Origin of the sequence: Prochlorococcus sp. MIT 1306 (assembly GCF_047304515.1) — a bacterium.
Classification (GTDB): domain Bacteria; phylum Cyanobacteriota; class Cyanobacteriia; order PCC-6307; family Cyanobiaceae; genus Prochlorococcus; species Prochlorococcus marinus_D.
The window spans coordinates 125126-143924 of sequence record NZ_CP138959.1 but is presented as its reverse complement, the minus strand read 5'-3'; the positions used below and the strand labels follow the sequence as shown (position 1 = coordinate 143924).

Here is an 18799-nt window from a genome sequence, read left to right as displayed (position 1 = left end):
AACAACATCTTCAAGTCCCGCGACGACGATCAATCCAAAGCAACCCACCAGTAAGGAGAAGCGCTCCGATCTGAATGGAGACATCGGAGAGGGGAACAATGCTCCCGGAGGAGGCACGCAAGCCCATCGTCAACAGACCGATACAGGCGGAAGCGAAGAAAGCGAACCAGAACACCCGCCGGAAACCCCGCCAAGGGCTGAGTGACTCTTTGATCAGTCGTTCTCTTAGCTCAGGATCCAACTTTGAGCCAGGACCAGAAGAATCACCCAACAGTTCAAAAGCGCAATGCTTGAATGTTAAGTTCCGCTCACTGCCGGTGTAGCTCAGGGGTAGAGCAACTGATTCGTAATCAGTAGGTCGCAGGTTCAATTCCCGTCACCGGCATCACTCTTTGCAATCTTTCTCAGAGAACTGGGAGCAACATGCCTTTTAAAACCCAAAGGTATATCCGATCCCTATAGACAAAAGCCAACAATGAGCAAAATACTAAAAAAGGCATGTTTAGGCCTGATTACTCCTCAATCAGCAGCCAGCTTTTAACGTATCTGAGCCTAAATTAGCTAAATCGTCGCTGATCTACTAGAGAGAATACCTTCAAATCCTTCATCTAGCCTAGAAAAGCTTTAAGCAAGTATGGCACTATTCCTAAAGAGTCAACCAAGATTTGCATCGCCTAAACCTTAGCAAGCTGATCACTAAAGGAGAGCGCAAAGGGTAAGCCTCATATGTTGCTGCACTTAACAATGGCCTAAAAGGTTAAATACGAGAAGAAATCTAGAATTATGCAAAGAGGTTCAGTAAACACTTTTCTAAAAGAAACCAAAAATAGCCGCATACGACTTCTGCTCGGCCCAGGCTATCGATCTAGAATGCACCACAAATCAAAGCAGATCAACAAAGGTCCCTATGAAGATTCAACAGATCTTCCAAAAGATCATTGCTGATCGAAGGAAGGAAATTAAATTAAAACCAGATTTCTGAACTGCTTAGCAGAGCTATTGAGCCTAGCTCTTGAGCAAAACTTTACTGACATGATTCTGCCTCAAAGCCATTAAAGCAGTTCCAGTTTATGTAATCACTGAATCCAACAAGATCGCTGTTGAAGCACCAATGACTGTCGCTACCAAAACAGCAGTCATTCCTTTGCAAAGCTCAGTGGATTGCTTCATCTTTTGCATGGTGTGACTCTAATCGCTGCAAACAATCTCTTCCATATCTGCCGACTAAGCATTTTTCTGAGTCAAACGCAATTGTGAGATTGATCACATATCAGGAGATCACCCCTGCTGGCAAAAGCAGGCATTGGCCTCACAATCCTCTGGAAATGCATTGTTTTTGCTGCTCATTAAGCAGGCCTGCCCTCCACTAGTGGCCTTTGCATGCCTAAACAAGCCCAGCGAGCAACAGCAAAGAGAGTTCAACTGCCCCAATAGCAATCTCTTGCATTAAGTCATAAATCTTCCGAAATTAGCCTAACAAGGCTAATAGCCTGTACTCATCTTTAATACTATCAAAAAGCGGCCATTTACATCATCGCATTCTCGCAAACCTAGGCCGACCATAGGCATAAGAAATTTCCAAGCTTCACTAAAAAATGCACCATTCTTTATTGAACATCATACGACTCAACACTTTCGAGAGGATGAACAGCCTCAAAGACAAGTTCTGAGCAAATTTTGTTAAGCTTGATTTGTTATAGCTGTCAATTCAAAGGCAATAATTAATCCTTGCCATAGAAGTTAATCCAATCCAGTATTCTGCATAAGTGTTACAAGATCTCCTCCAATTACAGCTATAAACATCTAGGACAATAGTCCAACAAACTAGAAGTTCACCTAGGCGAGGTCATTAGAGGCATGGAATCCACTCGCTTGAAGAGAATGCACGACAGTTACAAAAAGGACGCCCAGCTCGATGAAGTGTTTGTCGTCCTGACGATCGGCGCCAGCATGATTGCCACCTTGGGCCTGCAGGCCAACAGTGCTGCAGTGGTGATTGGAGCGATGGTTGTCGCCCCATGGATCGAGCCCCTACGAGCAAGTGCCTTCGCCGTTTTAATTGGCGACATAAGACTGTTGATGGATGCCCTCCTAAGCCTCTTCGTAGGAGTGTTCATTACCATCTTGCTCTCCGCCTTGCTGGGAGAAGTCGCGAACCTCCCCAAATTGGGTTCGGAAGTCATGGACCGCACGAGTCCAAACCTGCTCGATCTAGGCATCGCCTTAGTCGCAGGTGCAATGGCCATATACGCAAAGTTGCGCAGAGACGCCGTGAGTTCCCTCGCAGGCACAGCCATTGCCGTGGCTCTCGTTCCACCGGTCTGTGTGATGGGTCTATTAATTTCTGATCAAAACTGGGCCGATGCCTTTGGGGCCGGATTGCTATTCGCTACCAACCTGCTCGGCATTCTTAGCGGTGGGCTTGTGATGATGGCCTGGAAAGAGCCCTCCTTTCTTCAGCGACTGCGAGAAAACAATCTCAGCGCGGCCAAATTTTTAGTGACGTTTGGCCTAACAGCACTACTGCTGATCCCCCTAACCAAACAGTTTGTGAGCCTTGTTGGCGAAAAGGATAGGGAGGAGACGCGCGACGAGATTCAACGCACGATTAAGACCTTCCTGGAGCGAGAGACCCTGACCTTCGGTGGCAAGGAGGCGAAGGCAAAAGTGGCACAACTTGAGATCTCCTGGGACAAGAACCCACCAGAGATTCTTCTTTTGGTACTGGTCACCAATCCTGCACAGCCCAGCCTCAAGCAGGTCTCAGCTGTACAGAAAGAAATCAACAAACGCCAAGAGCTGGATTACCAACTCATTGTTCAACGCGTTGTTGTTGTAGAAGGTCCTCAAGAGGAACCCAATCTGATCACAGGGAAAGAAGGGAAACTGATCAAAGATCCCACTCCAGAAGTCACCACAAATACCATTAAAGACACAGAAGAACAGTTTCCAAGACAAGAACTAGGTATAGATCAGGAGCAAAAAAATATGCAACAAAGAACTCATGAAGCGACAACTCAACCAGCGGAAGCCAAGACTCCCTGAAGACTTAAGACCTAAGAATTTGACTTTGACTTTGACTTTAAACCTGATGCGAACATTGTTGTTTTGATTATTTCAGCAGCTCCCTGAGTTAACTGATCTGAGCTGATACAACAGAACAATCATAAAAAAAGCCCCCTCTAAGGAGGGGGCTTTCAGGTTCAGCTGCTGCCAAACCTTGTATTGGAGATGATCAGATCAGCCAATCGCAGGAGCAATCAGAGCCACAGGTGTGGACTCAGCAGCTGCCAGGTCGAGAGGGAAGTTATGAGCATTACGCTCGTGCATCACTTCCATACCGAGGTTGCTGCGGTTGAGCACATCAGCCCAGGTTGGTACAACTCTGCCTTGGGCATCGAGAACCGACTGGTTGAAGTTAAAGCCGTTCAAGTTGAAGGCCATGGTGCTAATACCCAGTGAGGTGATCCAGATGCAGATCACCGGCCAGGCGGCCAGGAAGAAGTGCAAACTGCGGCTGTTATTGAAGCTGGCGTACTGGAAGATCAGACGACCGAAATAACCGTGGGCAGCCACGATGTTGTAGGTCTCTTCCTCTTGGCCGAACTTATAGCCGTAGTTCTGAGACTCGGTTTCGGTGGTTTCACGAATCAACGATGAGGTCACCAGTGAACCGTGCATGGCGGAGAACAAACTGCCGCCAAACATGCCTGCCACACCAATCATGTGGAAGGGATGCATGAGGATGTTGTGCTCTGCCTGGAACACCAACATGAAGTTGAAGGTTCCAGAGATGCCTAAAGGCATGCCATCCGAGAAGGAACCCTGACCTACTGGATAGATCAGGAACACAGCAAAGGCTGCCGACAGCGGTGCGCTGTAGGCCACACAGATCCAAGGGCGCATGCCCAAGCGATAGGAGAGTTCCCATTGGCGACCCAACCAGCAACAGATGCCGATCAGGAAGTGGAACACAACAAGCTGGTATGGACCGCCGTTGTAAAGCCACTCATCAACAGAAGCAGCTTCCCAAATGGGATAAAAGTGCAGGCCGATGGCGTTGCTGGAAGGAACAACAGCACCAGAAATGATGTTATTGCCGTAGAGGAAAGAGCCAGCAACTGGCTCACGGATACCGTCGATATCAACCGGCGGTGCCGCAATAAAAGCAATGGTGAAGCAGATGGCAGCTGCCAACAGCGTGGGAACCATCAGGACACCGAACCAACCCACATAAATGCGGTTATTGGTGGAGGTGACCCAATTGCAGAAGGACTCCCAGCCACTGAGGCGACCACTGCGAATGGTGGTGGTCATTGAGTTAAGTAAGAAAAAGAGCCCCCGAAGGGACAGCTATAAAACGCAGGCAAAACCTGCCAGATCCCATTGTAAAGGAACATTGCGCAATCTGTAAATGGATTGCGCTGGAAAAGATGTAGTCCTTGGTATCCACCAGAAAAAATACCAGGAAAACTTAAGTTTTTTTGGCCATGGATCCCTGCAGCAGCTCTTGGCTCTGATCCGCTGCCAAGCAGGCAAAGCGTCGCCTTGAAGAGATTGTGCCAATCTCCATGGTGCATCCTCGACGCAACAGGCATGAGGCTCAAGGTGAGCTCATCAACTGGAGCCAAAGCCTGGCGCAGGCAAGCTGAACCCACTAGGAGTGGTTCACCACTCCTAATTGCATGCCGAGAATTGCGCCTGCTCTTTTTTCCACCCTCATGATGGTGGCTGGACTAATAGCCATCACAGGATGTCGAAAAAATCAGCCCTCATGGACGACAAACCAAGCTGAAACAATCAATCGTCTTGAACTGAGGCTCGATCAGCTCGAGCATCGAATAGGGCAAACGACCCCCTCCGCTACCGACACCAACAGCAAGACCCCCGCCGGGCCGGTCAAGTCACTCACCTTTCGCATGGAATCAACTGATGGCCGCCTCAGGGTTTACTGGGCCGACGGCAGTGACAGCGATCTCCTTTGCACAAAAGAACAATCGACGCGGATTCAATGGGCATGTGGCTGATTTCAGGCACAACCGATCACACCACTAAACCAACACTGACAAACCTTTGAATGGTTTAGGAAACAACATGCAGATGATGAGATGTTTTCCTCCCGATTAAGGGCTGCTGCCCCTCTTGCCGCTGCCGTGATCGTCGTCGGGTCATCTGGCCTATCCCATGCACAGAACAGCCTGCCGCTAGCCCAACCAAGAGCCGCAAACCTGGCGCGAATGCGCGCCGAATTGCTCAATGGCGGCCTGGGTGCCTATCGATCCGATCAGTGCATGTATGTCACCGGAGCCGAAGAATGTCTTGTCTCAACAACCAATGAAGGGTTCCGATTTCAATTCCGAGGGGGGGCTCCAGGATGGCAACAGCTCATCCCAGCAGAGCCAACCCTTGAAACCGAGGTGATCATCTCTCGTGATGGTGATCGCATCCTCTCTGTCCCCTACAACGGCCCATTGCGTCACCCTCGCCAACCATAAAAACCTTCGGTTTTTGCACAGACCAAGCGACGCATTCTTCCTATTAGATGGGTTGAGCCTTCGAGCAAAGCGATGTCTCTTCGCACAATCTCACTCGTCATAGCCCTTAGTGGAACTGCCTGCTTGACAGATCTAGCGACACCGACCCACGCCCAAGACCAGCTTCCTTCCTCCCAGATCCGCGCCCTCAACCTGGCCCGTGGCACCGCGGTCAAAGAAAACGGCGGTCTTTCGGTTTACCAACCGGCGCCTTGCATGTTTGCCACGAGCAATGGTGGTAACGATTGCCTGATCAGAAACACCATCAATGGCTACACCTATAGCTTCTTAGGTGGGGCCCCAGGCTGGTCGGAATATGGCAATGAACCGACCACAGAAACCGTCATTCAGATTGCCCCAGACGGAAGGTCTGTCAATCAGATCATTTACAACGGCCCCCCTCGTTAACAGTCGACTAACTGCTGCAGGGCCCCTTGCCATTGCTCAGGCAGGGGGCAGACCTCTCGACAGGTCAGGCTCATGGCGATGTGCTTTTCAACGTAGGCCGCCTCGTTGATAAAAACGGGGATAGGAGAATCTCGTCCTTCAAATCTGAACACCTCTCCATCTGGCCGGAGAAACAAGGGGGCACCCATCTGCAGAGGCTGCCAATCACGGCCCTGAAGATATGGATGCACACATGCAGCAGGCTGGCCCAAGGCATCACGAGGCAGGTCCAAACTGCCCAGATGAGAGTGCACCACAAACTGATCTGGGTAGGTCGGCGATCCAGATGAAATGCTGCTCAGAGCCTCGAGACAGGCCTGAACAGCAAGTCGTGTCTGTTCAATGATGCAGGCCTTCAACAGGCCCTGGGGAACAGGACCGATTTCAATCACTAAGCCACAGGGCCAGCGCTCCACCAAAAACCCCTGCTGGTCATCATCCCCATCATGCAAATAGATAGGCAAACCCAAGCGAGCCTGAATCAATGCGGCTAAAGCCAGGTCAGCCGGCCGTCGGCCATAAACCACAAGAGTGCTTCCCATTGCTGAAGTGGTGCTGTGCAAATCAATAACGATCTGGCAAGGGGTTGATCCCTCTGGACCAAAAAAACTAAGCAGCTGCTTTGCACGAACAACCTCTCGATCCAAGATGCTGGGGGATCTGAGCAAGTCGAGCCGAAAGCTGCGGTTGAGATCGCAATCCAAATAACGCCGGCCCAACGCAAAAGCCTCTGGATTGCCGATCACCGGCACCACACCAACACCATGGGTGTTGATCAGCTCAGGGGTCTGAGACCATTGATCGAGAAGCCAGGGAGCGTTGATTTCATTGCCATGAGTACCCGCCACCAGAAGCACCTGAAGGCCAGACATCAAGATTCGATCGCAATCCTCAGCCTGACCGAAAATGGCTGCAAAGGGAACAACCATGTCGATCCCCCCCGCAATCGTTGCCGCCGCCCGAATGGGCTGGCACTGGCAATGGATTCAATTAATGAACGGTCTTGCTCCAACAGATGCCAAGGGGAACTATCGGCGCCCCCCCAGCCAGCATCAGCAAGCAACATTGCCCGCAGAGCAAGAGCTGAGCAACAGATCAGCAGACCAATATCCACGCCTCATCATTGGGCGTAGCTGTCCTTGGGCACATCGCACCTGGCTGGTGCTTCAACTGCGCAACCTTCAGAGCAGCCTCACCCTGCACCTGGCACGCGCCGACCACAAGGCCGGCCGTTGGCAATTAGATCCAGCCTGGTTGGGCTGCAATTCTCTACTTGCCCTTTACCAACGCTGCGGCTCCCCACCCAGCCATCGCGCCACTGTTCCGGCCCTGGTCGATCCAGGCACCATGACATCCCAATCACCGCAGCTACTCGGTAACGAAAGTGCCCAACTCGTGGAAGTTTTGAACCTTTGGCCGGCGGCTAAAGATGCTCCCGACCTAGCCCCCTCCCATCTTCAAGGCGAGATCAATGGCTGGCAAAAGCTTCTTCAGCCCGCTGTTAACGATGGTGTCTATCGATGTGGTTTTGCACGCAACCAAGCGGCTTACGACAAGGCCTGTAACGAACTATTCGACACCCTTGCGCAAGTGGACCGCAGCCTCTCCAAGAAGGGTCCATGGCTTTGTGGAGACCAACTCACCCTGGCTGACGTGAGGCTGTTCCCGACCTTGATCCGCTGGGAGATGGTCTATGCACCACTGTTTGGCTGCAGTCAACAGCCCCTTTGGGCCTTCCCTCATCTCTGGCATTGGCGCCAAAGGCTTCTGGCCCTCCCAGGTGTAGCCAAAACCTGTGATTCGCAGGCCTGGCGTCAGGACTATTTCGGCGCACTCTTCCCCCTACATCCGAGCAATATTGTTCCGGCCGGTCCTGATCTGGCCAAACTGGTAAATGCATCAGCCCCTGATCAGCGATGACCGACAACACACAATCCTTGAATTCAAACATCGCCGCTATGGCAGAGAAAGAGTTTGAGGGTGTTTATGGCCGCTACAGGATCACCAGCACTGACGAATTGGAAGTGCAGCGCTACCGCCTTGCTTTACTGCTCTGCGGTGTGGCCTTCACAGCAGGACTAGGACAGTGGCTGATGCTTGGGCCAACATGGGCATGGCTATGGCTACTACCGATGTCAATCGGCCTGGGCTTAGCTCTGAATTGGATTCACATCTACCTCCGCCCACTACACCAGGCACTGAAGTTGTTATGGGCCTTGGGCTGCCTAGGTGCCGTCGTGATGGCATGGAGTATCGGTCCTGACACGATGCTCTCAACAGTGGCCGCACAGCCTGCTTGGACCTGGGCGATCGGCCCTTTGTTTGCAGCACTCACTGGGGTTGGATTCAAAGAATTCTTCTGCTTCGGCCGACCAGAGGCAATTGGTCTCACCCTGCTCATCCCAATAGCCCTATTGGGTCATCTCAGCGGGTTAATGAGTGGCTCAATCGTGATGGGATTACTGGGCTCTGCCGCTCTGCTGCTGCTGGTGTTAGCGCTGCGAAAGTTCGGCATGGATGCCGCTGCTGACGTCGGTGACAAGAGTGTGTTTGCTTACCTCAGTAATCAGCAAGCTAACGAAGCTCTGTGAGCCTGATCAGCCTGATAGAGGCCTCAAAAGACTTCGGCATCAACACCCTGTTTGCCGACCTCACCCTGCACATCAACGAAAGAGAACGTCTAGGGCTGATCGGACCGAATGGAGCCGGGAAATCGACGCTCCTGAAGGTGCTCGCCGGAGAAGAACCCCTCGGAGAGGGTGAAAGGAGGTGCTCAGCGCGATTACGCGTAGAGCTCGTGGGCCAAGAGAGCGCTGTAAACCCTGGCCATACGGTGCTGCAAGAAGTCTTGGCCGGGTGCGGTGAAAAGAGAGAGCTGCTGCTGCGTTTCAACGAGCTCAGCAATTCGATGGCCCGCAACCCCAACGATGCAACGCTTTTGGCTGAGTTAGGACAAGTCAGCCAGCGGATGGATGACGCTCAAGCCTGGAGCTTGGAACAGCAATGTCAAGAGGTCCTTCAACGTCTTGGTATCACCGATCTAGAGCGGCCGGTTGAAGAACTCTCTGGTGGGTATCGCAAGCGCGTCGGCCTTGCCTCCGCCTTGGTCGCCAGACCCGACGTTTTGCTGCTCGATGAGCCCACCAACCATCTCGATGCGGCAGCAGTGGAGTGGCTACAAAGTTGGCTCGATCGCTTTCCAGGTGCTTTGGTGCTTGTCACCCACGATCGCTACGTGCTCGATCGGGTGACACGCCGCATGGTGGAAGTAGACCGAGGCAAAGCCCACAACTATGCCGGCAACTACAGCACTTTTCTACAACAAAAGGCCGAACTTGAAGCTTCAGAAGCTTCCACTGCTCACAAGTTCAAAGGGGTTTTAAGACGAGAGCTGGCCTGGTTGCGACAGGGTCCCAAAGCACGCAGTACCAAGCAGAAGGCACGCCTGCAGCGAATTGAGGAGATGCGCGCCGAACCATTGCCGCAACTGCGGGGTTCCTTGAAGATGGCGAACGTAAGCAGGCGTATCGGCAAGCTAGTGATTGAGGCGGAAGCCCTGCAAGTCACCGCCAATGGCAAGCCCGACAGTCCTCTGCTTCTAGACAACTTCACCTACAGCTTTAGTCCAGAAGACCGCGTTGGCATCATCGGCCCCAATGGCAGTGGCAAATCCACATTGCTTGATTTAATTGCAGGCAGACGCCAACCCAATGGTGGAACACTGCGATTAGGTGAAACAGTGCACCTGGGATATCTCGACCAGCACACCGAAGACATCACCAAAGGCAAGGGCCTGGATCGCAAAGTGATCGATTTTGTCGAAGAAGCTGCCTCTCAAATCATTCTGGGAGAAGAACAAATTACGGCCTCTCAACTACTGGAACGCTTCCTATTTCCACCGGCTCAGCAGCACAGCCCACTGGGGAAGCTCTCTGGGGGAGAACGACGCCGACTCACACTCTGCCGGATGCTGATCCAAGCACCGAATGTGCTGCTGCTTGATGAACCCACCAACGACCTAGATATCCAGACACTAAGCGTGCTGGAAGATTTCCTTGAGGATTTCCGCGGCTGCGTTGTCGTGGTCTCTCATGACCGCTATTTCCTTGATCGCACAGTTGATCGTCTGTTCAACTTTGAGAATGGAAAATTGAAACGTTTTGAGGGCAATTACAGCGCCTTCCTTGAACAACAACGACGACAAGAGCGAGACTTCAACGAAGCAAATGAGCCCAAATCCAGCAGACTTTTGCAGGATTCTGGCCCATCTAGAATATCCACAAGATCCTCTCAAGAGGCAGAAAGCTCTTCACCCCAAGCCACAGAAACCAGCAAACCAAGACGCCGAAGCTTCAAGGAATCACGTGAACTAGAAGCTCTAAACATTGATATCCCACTGCTTGAAGCCAAGCGTTCTAACCTTGAAGCTGCTTTGTCCGGTGGCGACGAAGACTTAACTCTGCTTAGTCAACAATTGGCCGAGCTGGTCGAAACATTGCACAGAGCAGAGGAGCGCTGGCTCGAACTCAGCGAACTGGCAATATAAAAGTGCGCTGACATCTATATGTATGGAGCAATTCTACATCATCTAATGTCCTTGCGAACAAGACTGAGTTAGTCGGAGTATCACAACACTGCCAACTGGTTGCCTTCTATGGATCAGAGGGAGACATCTCTAAGGCACTGATCCAGGAAACAAGTTTTACCAGTAATCCCTCAACCTCAGCCAAATTCATGGCAGTTGGGCGGCAATCATCTACAGAACAATGCTGGGCCATCTGTTCCCCCATCCTTCTCAGATATAGATCTTGCGACCAATCCACAAGGTTTTGATTGGAAGCCTCGCAGGCTTCAAAATGGACCCAAAGCTTTAACTGACAAAGCCAGAAGAAGCGCATTGATTCCACTCCAATACATCCGCGAAGCTGAGGCCACTGCGCTATTGCCTCTTTGCAGAGAGCTCGCAAAACGTTTCTGGCCCGTTCATCCAGAACATCCTTTCCTGCTGATCGATGAAATAGCGATCCTGCCGGTCTCTGATCCGTACCATGCCATCAGCCTCAATCTGCCTAATCAACTGGGAGCCAATGATGAAAAACCTTGGCAATGGTGTTGTAACGGAAACCAAGTCAGGCCTCCCCCCATGGCGCAACCGACCAAAGTGCTTATGTTGTGATAGTGGACAGAGGCCGGCGCAGGCCAAGACCCTATGAACACCATCGACGAGCACATTCAGAAGGATCAATCAGAGATCCAAGACGCCAAAGCCCAAGGCAACGACGCCAAGGTGCGCCATCTCACCGACGAAATCCATTCCCTTGAGGAATACAAGGATCACCACCCAGAAGATAAACACGACCCCAATGCCCTGGAATTGTTCTGCGATGCCAATCCAGATGAGCCAGAGTGTCGCGTCTACGACGACTGAGTTGATCCCCAAAAGAAAACTTGACTCAGCATGATCTCAAGCGGGCATAAGCCCGCTTTTTTGCTATTGAACTGAGCGAAGATCAACATCTTGATCCAGTTCAAACATCCTCATTGAAGTCGGACGGACTACCGGTGAGAGAGCAGACGACCGCTTCTTCATTACTCATTTCTCGAACTTCAGCAATGGGACGTCCCATCCGCCGCAGAGCCTCAATCTCCTGATGGGTCTGGCAGCGGGCAATCTCCTTGCCCTGCTGATCAAAGCAGCTGTAAAAGGTCATGTCATCAATGGTTTCACTCCAGTTATGGCCAATGACACGCGAACAGACAAGTCTGGATGTGGTCTCGCAGACCTGAACACCTCAGACGCCAAGTTCCTTCCATACCTGCGCCAACAGCCCCTCAAGGCCTAGACCCATAGCCGCAGAAATCAAAATCAAGCGTCGACCACTCGCTGCATGAAGGGCATCAACCAGCTGATCTTGATGATGTTCATCCAATAATTCCTGTTTATTGAGCACCAACAGCCGTGGCCTTTCAACCAAGTCATGGCCATAAGCAACCAGCTCCTTTTCAACCACCAGCAAGTCTTCAACTGGATCTTCTGCGCCACCATCCAACACATGAATCAACAGCCTGGTGCGTTCGATGTGGCGAAGGAAATCATGCCCTAGGCCTGCTCCTTGTGCTGCACCGGCAATCAGACCAGGGATATCAGCGAAAACTGTGCCATCTCCACTGGGTCGACGTACCACACCGAGATTGGGCACCAATGTAGTGAAGGGATAATCAGCAATCTTGGGGCGGGCTGCCGAAAGCACAGAAATCAAAGTGCTCTTGCCTGCATTCGGCAAACCAATGATCCCCACCTCTGCTAATAGCTTGAGTTCCAATTGAAGGAACCATTCCTCCCCATCGCGCCCTTCCGTAAATTTTTCAGGAGCACGGTTGCGATTACTCAGGTAATGGGCATTACCCAGCCCTCCACGCCCTCCAAAAGCCACCACAAGTAGATCGTCAGATCGAGTGAGGTCACCAAGAAGGATGCCCGTGGAGAGATCACGCACTTCAGTGCCACATGGCACCTTGATGATCAAGTCTTTACCTGAGGCACCGGTACAGCGATTCGGACCGCCCCGCCGACCATCAGGCGCTGGAAAGAGTCTCTTGTACTTAAAATCGAGCAGGGTCTGAAGGTTGCCATCCGCTTCCAGAACGACGTTGCCGCCTTCACCACCATCCCCACCAGAGGGACCGCCAGCCGGCACATACTTCTCCCGCCTAAAAGCCATGATCCCATCGCCGCCGCGCCCTGCTCTAACGGTGATACGTGCCTGATCTATGAACTGCATCCTATTCCAGTAATACCAATGGATTTAAGGGGAATAAATTCATCAGGGGCGAATCGAGGATGGCATAACGAGAAGAATTTGCAATAAAAATTAGACAGTTATCCCATGGTAATTAGTGGCGAGACAAGCATTAACTATTGGCGAAAATAAGAATAAGTACTTACACCTAGCATCCCGGCGAACAGATGAGCGAATGAGCGTGCATAGTGTTTGGCAATAAAGCAGGCTGCCAAAGCCCTCTAACATTAATGACAGCTCTAGCTTCAATAACTGAAGAGGTAGAACAAAAGAAACGACAGACGCAACCAGAGTTATATCAATTGATACGAGCCATGTTCTCAAGCCCAAGGAATAGAGATGCAAGCGTTTACGATGGCCTGAACTATTTCAATCCCGCAGCTGACAACGGGCGCCCATGCCACAAGGGATGATGCAATCGTTTTTAGAAAATGATAGCTATACTAACTAAAAAGTAAAAAAACTCCTAATAACTGCCCCCAAAGAGAACAACGAAGAAATCAATGAGGAACTATCGGACGATGAATTGAAGGATGTAGATGGAGGCTTTGGGGATTGATGCACACTTCGCTTCAATCAGGGCATTCAAGCTGTTGAAGGGAAAGATTCAGCTTCTGGTTTAGGGATAACAAAAGAAGATCCGAGAAAGAGTAAGAATGGTATGGATTCTATAACTGGTGAGATACCACTCCCTTAGGCCCTATATCCCTAGATGAACCTTCCTTGTTCATCGTCTAATTTGTAAAACATAATTACCAAGTCAACAATCTCGCTATAGCCAAGCAAAGAAGAAGCCCTGCTTTAGGCTGAATAGTTGATCAAAGTGACTGTCCTGGACAACCCTTGCTACCATAATATCTCTTATTTGATACTTCATGGCCGGCATCGAGAGACTAAAATAGCAATACATGTTCCGATTGAGGTTACTATGGAAAAGCTCAACCTAATGGCAAAATATAAGGATAATATATATACAACAAGAATCCTTTTAGGGATTAGTGCATTACTCTCGCTAAGATTTCTTGGGGTGATCGTTGAGCCAAGCTAAGTATCACCAATGTCAGAAGAGCAACTCACGGCATTCATCGCCAAAGTTCAAGCAGGCGCCACTCTTCAAAAACAGCTAAACGCAGAAGGTCCTGATGTTGTATCGATTGCAAAGGCTGCTGGGTTCTCGATTACCACTTAAGATCTAAACACTAACTTCCGCGAAAACCTTTCTGGTAAGGAGCTGGAAGGCGTGGCTGGTGGCGGCGTCGGGTGTGGCTGCAATTCTCAAAGTATTGAGAGCTACCATAGTTTCAATACAGCAGCCTCATACGCGTGCTAATAGATACCAAACCAAAAGATGCAGCATTAGTCTCAATCATTTCAACTCAGACGATGCTTGAACTCTTCAGCCTTAGGCTGGGATATATATATAAAAAAGACACTCAACTAAAATGTCAGAAGAACAACTGAAGGCGTTCCCACAAAGGTTCAAGCAGACACCTCGTTACAGGAACAGCTCAAGGCAGAAGGTGCTGATGCTGTAGCTATTGCCAAAGCTGCTGGGTTCTTGATTGCGAAAGAAGATTTACAAGCCAATCAACAAAACCTCTCTGATCAAGAGCTCGAAGGTGCAGCTGGGGGTGGTGCCTGCAGGAGGGATCCATCAGTCGGCGACAGATTGCGATGCAACGACCTTTGGAGCAAGGTGGTGTAAATGTTCGACAATATTGACAATAACTAGTTTTGCAATTTTCAACATCTGCCATGTCTGAGCCTCACCGCCAACAACTACAACAGTAAGGGAATTTATTGAATAGCCGGGTACAATGACCCCAATCAATTGCTCCCGATAACTGATGCCTGTAAAGATAAAATAACAACCAATTTCGAAACCAATGTCAGAAGAATAACTCAAGGCATTCATCTCCAAGGCACAAGTAGATAGCTCACTACAGGATCAACTCAAAGCAGACGGTGTTGATGTTGTATCGATTGCAAAGACTGCTGGGTTCTTGATCACCACAGAAGATCTAAACACTCATCGCCAAAACCTATCTGATGAGGAGCTGGAAGGTGTTCCTGAGGGCGCCCCTTCTTTGAGTGCCTCCTCTTGCCGGGGAAGCTCTAGGGATTTTGATCCATGAATGAGTTGGTCAGAACTCATTCAGAGACGAATCAGGGATGTCTTCACGTCTTGGTTTAATTCTCAAGATGCACTGGTATGACTTTTATCAAGGCGAAAAGATCCTCTATTCCTTTATCCGTGACTGATCAATGAACTGCTCTGTAGGCGCCCAGCCTGGTCAAGCTCCAACCCTAGGATCAGCCTTATCGGGGAACTATGGGTGGCCGGCGTTCGCTTCAAGGCTCTCAACAAGACCTACCCAAGCAGGCGGAATGAACCCGCTGTTGAGGTCATTCGTCAACTGAATCTACAAATCAACGATGGTGAATTCCTTGTGCTGGTGGGCCCCTCCGGCTGCGGTAAAAGCACACTGCTGAGGCTGCTCGCGGGCCTCGAAGCCCCTACAAGCGGAGAGATCTACGTAGGCAAACAACCTGTCTCGCAGCTACGGCCTGCCCAAAGGGACGTGGCGATGGTGTTCCAGAGCTACGCGCTTTATCCCCACTTAAGTGTGCGCGACAACCTGGTCTTCGGCCTACGGCGCAGCCAGCAGCGATCTCTAGGCCAACTCCTGCAAGACCAACTCCATCGCAATACCCGCAACTTTCCTCCACTTCTGCAGGTTTCATCTATACGAGAGCAGCGAATCGAGGCCCGCACAAGAGAAGTTGCTGAAGCCCTGGAGCTTCAACCACTGCTCAATCGCCAACCCAAAGAACTCTCTGGAGGTCAAAAACAACGTGTTGCTCTAGGCCGGGCAATGGCGAGAGAGCCGTCTGTATTCCTGATGGACGAACCACTCAGCAACTTGGACGCAAAACTGCGCAATAGCACGCGCACTCAAATCGTTGACCTCCAGCGTCAACTTGGCACCACCACCATCTACGTCACCCACGACCAAGTCGAGGCGATGACGATGGGTCATCGGATTGCGGTACTGAATCAAGGGCAGCTACAGCAATTGGGCACGCCAATCGAGCTCTATCAATGGCCATCAAACCTTTTTGTTGCGCAGTTCATCGGCAGTCCGCCCATGAACGTACTGCCAGTAGTTGTTGGCCCAGCCAATACGCTCCTACTAGGTGATCGTCGCCTAGCGGTTGAAGGACCAATGGCCGAAGCGCTGCTGCATCTGGAAGAGGGGCAACCGCTCAGCGCTGGTCTTCGACCGGAGCATTTGCGCGTAGCTCCTTCCACCAATCGCAATCTCGCGGCAATCGTGAGTCATCTGGAAGTCTTAGGAAATGAACAACTGATCACCTGCAAACTTCTTGACGGGAACCATCTCGTTCAAGTGAGGGCCTCGCCCGAGCTCTCGCTCAGCGCTGGAAGCAACCTGCATCTAGAGCCAGATCCTCGAGGCTGGCGACTGTTTGGTGCCGACGGGGAAGCCATCGCAATGACAGATCAAGACAACACTGAACAAGACCCAAACGACCGCAAACTCCACTTGCCCATTCTGGGCTAATGCAGCCAAATCACACTGCAACCGGCTCCACCATCACCCTGATCGGCATCGTTTACGCGTTCCACATAAGGAACGGTCTCAAGCCACTGGCGGAGCCCTCGCTTGAGTTTGCCGCTGCCGATGCCATGAATGACCCATATCGGACCAGTGCTACTGCGCAAGTGCTCCTCAACAGCAACCTCGGCTTCATGCACCCGCAGTCCGCGAACATCCACGGTGTTGCGGGTCGTGCGTACCTCCGTGCCACGGCCCAGACCTGAACGGACCTTCACCTTCACCACCAACTCTGGAGGACTTGGCTTCAGGCCATCAAGGCTTTCCACCCCTGACAACTCCACAGTGCTGCGCATGACTCCACAACGCACTGTCAGTTGATTGCCATCTTCAGAGATAGCAATCACTTCTGCCGCCTTGCCAAGGGCCAACAGCCGAATGCGCTCTCCTACCTCAGGACGCCAGCCAATGTGCTGTTTGCGTTGAGGCTGAATCCGATGGTCAGCCTGAATGCGACGCAAGCGCTGACCTGCACGTCGTGCGGACTCACCATCGGCACGACCCTCGCGCAACCGGCGAATCAACTGACGGACTTCCTTCTGCCCCTCTCGAATGGAGCTCTCCAGCTTCTGGCGGCCTTGTTCCTGCAAATCTGCAGATTGCTTGCGCTGCTTCTGCCAGCGACTGAGAAGTTCCTCATGCAGCAATTCCGTACGTGCCAGCAGAGCCGCGGCATCTTCAGCAGCTGCCTGTTGAAGGCTGCGTTGCTCTTCAAGACCACGGATCACCTCATTCACCTCTCCATCACCACAAGGTCCCAGCAGCTCTTGCGCCTGAGCAATCACTGCGTCGTCTAGGCCAAGCCGCATCGCGATGCTGAGGGCATTACTGCGACCAGGGATTCCCCATTGCAGTCGATAGGTGGGCAACATCGTCTCGCTATCAAAGGCCACAGAAGCGTTTTCAAAGCGAGAATCGCCATATTTGAGGGCCTTGAGTTTGCCGAAATGAGTTGTCGCGATGGTCAGACGAGCCCGGTCGGCAAGCGTGCGCAGCAGGGCTGTGGCCAGGGCCGTCCCTTCACTGGGATCAGTCCCCGCCCCGACCTCATCAAGAAGCACCAAAGCTGGACCAGGCCCCTCGATCAAGGCTTCAAGAATGCGGCCAATGCGCTTCACATGGCCACTAAAGGTGGAGAGATTCTGTTGTAGTGACTGTTCATCACCGATATCAGCAAGCACCTGTGCACACCAGGGCATTGATGGACTCCCTGTGCAAGGCAACAAGAGACCCGCCCGAGCCATCAGCAAGGCCAGGCCAACACTCTTAAGCGTGACAGTCTTTCCACCGGTGTTGGGTCCTGTAATCGCGACCACTTTCAGGGTGGAGGAGACCTCAACGCTGATCGGCACCACAGCATCGCCATGCTCACGGCGATGCTGCCAAACCAGCAAGGGATGTCGCAGCTCCTGAAGACTGAAAGGAGCTGCAGCCTCTGCATGCAACGTAGGGGGGACCCCACCAAGCCATCGACCATAACGGCCACGAGCCAGAGCCAAGTCGAGTTGAAGCAGAACCTCTCCCAGGCGCCTAATCGATACGCCGGACTCAGCCACCGCCGCACTCAACTCTGCCAAGACGAGCTGCTGCTGCTCTCGGATATGACCATCCAATTCAGCAAGACGATTACTCAGGGTGATCACAACCTGAGGCTCAACAAAGACTGTGCTGCCAGATGCTGAGCTATCGTGGACCAGGCCGGGGAGTTGAGACACTGCAGCGGCCTTCACCGCTAGCACTGGCCGGCCATGGCGATCTGCGATCACAGTGTCCTGCAACATGGCCGCATGACGCCTGATCACCTCCTGTAGGCAATCGCGACGTTCCTGACGCAAACCTTGCCACTGTCGTCGCAAGCCAGCGAGCTTGGAGCTGACGCGATCAGCCACCCGACCACCCTCTTCCAATGCAAATTTGAGTCGCCGTTCCAGCTCCGGCATCGTTGCGACATCCAGCAACAACGCCGAGATCGTGGGACGAAGCTCTGGATCATTAATCTGGCGGCGCAAGCGGCGCGCTGCTGCAAGGGTGTCGGCAACAGCTAAAAGCTCTTCCCCAGAAGCCACACCACCTTTTGTACAGCGAGCCAGGATATTGCCAAGGTCATGGACACCCTGAAAGCTGAGGCCTCCATCAATCAGACCATCCAAAGCACCGATCTCAAGAGTTTCTGCCAAGCGCAAACGGCTGTCAGACAAATCGGCAGGCAGCGACAAAGTCTGGCAATGACGCCGGCCCTGCAAGGTGCTGGCAAATCCAGCGAGGTGTTCACATAAGCGTGGCCATTCAAGCTGTTTGAGTGTGTCCTGAAAGGCAAGCGAAGCAGTCGAGACCTCAGAGCTCATGACTACAGCGCTCATTTCAACGCTGTTGCGCCCCA

The 18799-nt window shown here is 51.8% G+C and carries 18 protein-coding genes, 1 tRNA gene and 2 pseudogenes; 14 read left to right on the top strand and 7 right to left on the bottom strand.

The genetic code is table 11. The annotated features are described in order from the left end of the window. Positions 1 to 10 precede the first annotated feature (10 nt). Positions 11 to 175, bottom strand: a complete 165-nt coding sequence (locus SIB74_RS00705) for a photosystem II assembly family protein (protein WP_369818040.1) — start codon at positions 173 to 175, stop codon at positions 11 to 13. Positions 176 to 313: 138 nt separating this feature from the next. Here SIB74_RS00705 and SIB74_RS00700 point away from each other — a divergent pair. Both SIB74_RS00700 and SIB74_RS00695 read left to right on the top strand, forming a co-directional pair. Next, positions 314 to 385, top strand: a tRNA-Thr gene (locus SIB74_RS00700). A gap of 1472 nt (positions 386 to 1857) precedes the next feature. Continuing rightward, the gene (locus SIB74_RS00695) at positions 1858 to 3045 is read left to right on the top strand and encodes a DUF389 domain-containing protein (protein WP_063396371.1); all 1188 of its coding nucleotides are present in this window, start codon (positions 1858 to 1860) and stop codon (positions 3043 to 3045) included. A 195-nt stretch (positions 3046 to 3240) separates the two neighbouring features. Here SIB74_RS00695 and psbA read toward each other — a convergent pair whose 3' ends face one another. Next, a complete protein-coding gene (gene psbA, locus SIB74_RS00690; protein WP_011129798.1) occupies positions 3241 to 4317 on the bottom strand; it encodes a photosystem II q(b) protein in 1077 nt (358 codons plus the stop codon). A gap of 368 nt (positions 4318 to 4685) precedes the next feature. Between psbA and SIB74_RS00685 the strand changes: the two genes are divergently transcribed. The 3 genes from SIB74_RS00685 (at position 4686) to SIB74_RS00675 (ending at position 5942) form a co-directional block, all read left to right on the top strand. Then, positions 4686 to 5027, top strand: a complete 342-nt coding sequence (locus SIB74_RS00685) for a hypothetical protein (RefSeq protein WP_063395210.1) — start codon at positions 4686 to 4688, stop codon at positions 5025 to 5027. Between the two features lie 81 nt (positions 5028 to 5108). After that, positions 5109 to 5495 (top strand): hypothetical protein, encoded by a 387-nt coding sequence (locus SIB74_RS00680; RefSeq protein ID WP_063395211.1) that lies wholly within the window; start codon positions 5109 to 5111, stop codon positions 5493 to 5495. A 72-nt stretch (positions 5496 to 5567) separates the two neighbouring features. Next, positions 5568 to 5942 carry a hypothetical protein gene (locus SIB74_RS00675; protein ID WP_063395212.1) on the top strand — a complete coding sequence of 125 codons (375 nt, stop codon included), beginning with the start codon at positions 5568 to 5570 and terminating at the stop codon, positions 5940 to 5942. Here SIB74_RS00675 and SIB74_RS00670 read toward each other — a convergent pair. Next, positions 5939 to 6853 (bottom strand): aspartoacylase, encoded by a 915-nt coding sequence (locus SIB74_RS00670; RefSeq protein WP_063395302.1) that lies wholly within the window; start codon positions 6851 to 6853, stop codon positions 5939 to 5941. The two genes, SIB74_RS00675 and SIB74_RS00670, sit on opposite strands and share 4 nt — an antisense overlap. A gap of 55 nt (positions 6854 to 6908) precedes the next feature. Here SIB74_RS00670 and SIB74_RS00665 point away from each other — a divergent pair, with 55 nt between their 5' ends. From SIB74_RS00665 to SIB74_RS00645, 5 genes are all read left to right on the top strand, one after another. Further along, positions 6909 to 7901 carry a glutathione S-transferase C-terminal domain-containing protein gene (locus SIB74_RS00665; RefSeq protein ID WP_063395301.1) on the top strand — a complete coding sequence of 331 codons (993 nt, stop codon included), beginning with the start codon at positions 6909 to 6911 and terminating at the stop codon, positions 7899 to 7901. After that, positions 7898 to 8572 carry a DUF2301 domain-containing membrane protein gene (locus tag SIB74_RS00660; RefSeq protein WP_063395213.1) on the top strand — a complete coding sequence of 225 codons (675 nt, stop codon included), beginning with the start codon at positions 7898 to 7900 and terminating at the stop codon, positions 8570 to 8572. The genes SIB74_RS00665 and SIB74_RS00660 overlap by 4 nt, the downstream gene beginning before the upstream one ends. Next, a complete protein-coding gene (locus SIB74_RS00655; protein ID WP_063395214.1) occupies positions 8569 to 10527 on the top strand; it encodes an ABC-F family ATP-binding cassette domain-containing protein in 1959 nt (652 codons plus the stop codon). Before SIB74_RS00660 ends, SIB74_RS00655 begins: the two co-directional genes overlap by 4 nt. Before the next feature lie 351 nt (positions 10528 to 10878). Next, complete coding sequence (locus SIB74_RS00650; protein WP_063395216.1) at positions 10879 to 11157, top strand: hypothetical protein; 279 nt, start codon at positions 10879 to 10881, stop codon at positions 11155 to 11157. 33 nt (positions 11158 to 11190) lie between these two features. Further along, positions 11191 to 11409, top strand: coding sequence for a CP12 domain-containing protein (locus SIB74_RS00645; RefSeq protein ID WP_011825073.1), 219 nt, complete (start codon positions 11191 to 11193; stop codon positions 11407 to 11409). Positions 11410 to 11509: 100 nt separating this feature from the next. Here the strand turns inward: SIB74_RS00645 and SIB74_RS00640 are convergent, their stop codons facing one another. Together SIB74_RS00640 and cgtA are read right to left on the bottom strand one after the other, a co-directional pair. Continuing rightward, entirely contained in the window at positions 11510 to 11692 is a 183-nt protein-coding gene (locus SIB74_RS00640) for a hypothetical protein (protein WP_011825072.1), read from the bottom strand. Positions 11693 to 11773: 81 nt separating this feature from the next. Continuing rightward, positions 11774 to 12763 carry an Obg family GTPase CgtA gene (cgtA, locus tag SIB74_RS00635; protein WP_063395217.1) on the bottom strand — a complete coding sequence of 330 codons (990 nt, stop codon included), beginning with the start codon at positions 12761 to 12763 and terminating at the stop codon, positions 11774 to 11776. A gap of 1075 nt (positions 12764 to 13838) precedes the next feature. On the opposite strand from cgtA, the pseudogene SIB74_RS00630 reads away from it, so the two are divergent. Both SIB74_RS00630 and SIB74_RS00625 read left to right on the top strand, forming a co-directional pair. Next, positions 13839 to 14111: pseudogene (locus tag SIB74_RS00630) on the top strand (Nif11-like leader peptide family natural product precursor). Between the two features lie 112 nt (positions 14112 to 14223). Next, positions 14224 to 14486, top strand: a pseudogene (locus tag SIB74_RS00625) (Nif11-like leader peptide family RiPP precursor). Here the strand turns inward: SIB74_RS00625 and SIB74_RS00620 are convergent. After that, positions 14436 to 14702: a hypothetical protein gene (locus SIB74_RS00620; protein ID WP_197463259.1), complete on the bottom strand. Its 267-nt coding sequence runs from the start codon at positions 14700 to 14702 to the stop codon at positions 14436 to 14438. The pseudogene SIB74_RS00625 and the gene SIB74_RS00620 overlap by 51 nt on opposite strands. Between SIB74_RS00620 and SIB74_RS00615 the strand changes: the two genes are divergently transcribed. After that, a complete protein-coding gene (locus SIB74_RS00615) occupies positions 14695 to 14916 on the top strand; it encodes a Nif11-like leader peptide family natural product precursor (RefSeq protein ID WP_231906002.1) in 222 nt (73 codons plus the stop codon). The genes SIB74_RS00620 and SIB74_RS00615 overlap by 8 nt on opposite strands. A 201-nt stretch (positions 14917 to 15117) precedes the next feature. Continuing rightward, a complete protein-coding gene (locus SIB74_RS00610; protein WP_063395218.1) occupies positions 15118 to 16365 on the top strand; it encodes an ABC transporter ATP-binding protein in 1248 nt (415 codons plus the stop codon). Here SIB74_RS00610 and SIB74_RS00605 read toward each other — a convergent pair. Next, positions 16362 to 18779 (bottom strand): endonuclease MutS2, encoded by a 2418-nt coding sequence (locus SIB74_RS00605; protein ID WP_369818007.1) that lies wholly within the window; start codon positions 18777 to 18779, stop codon positions 16362 to 16364. The two genes, SIB74_RS00610 and SIB74_RS00605, sit on opposite strands and share 4 nt — an antisense overlap. Positions 18780 to 18799 lie beyond the last annotated feature (20 nt).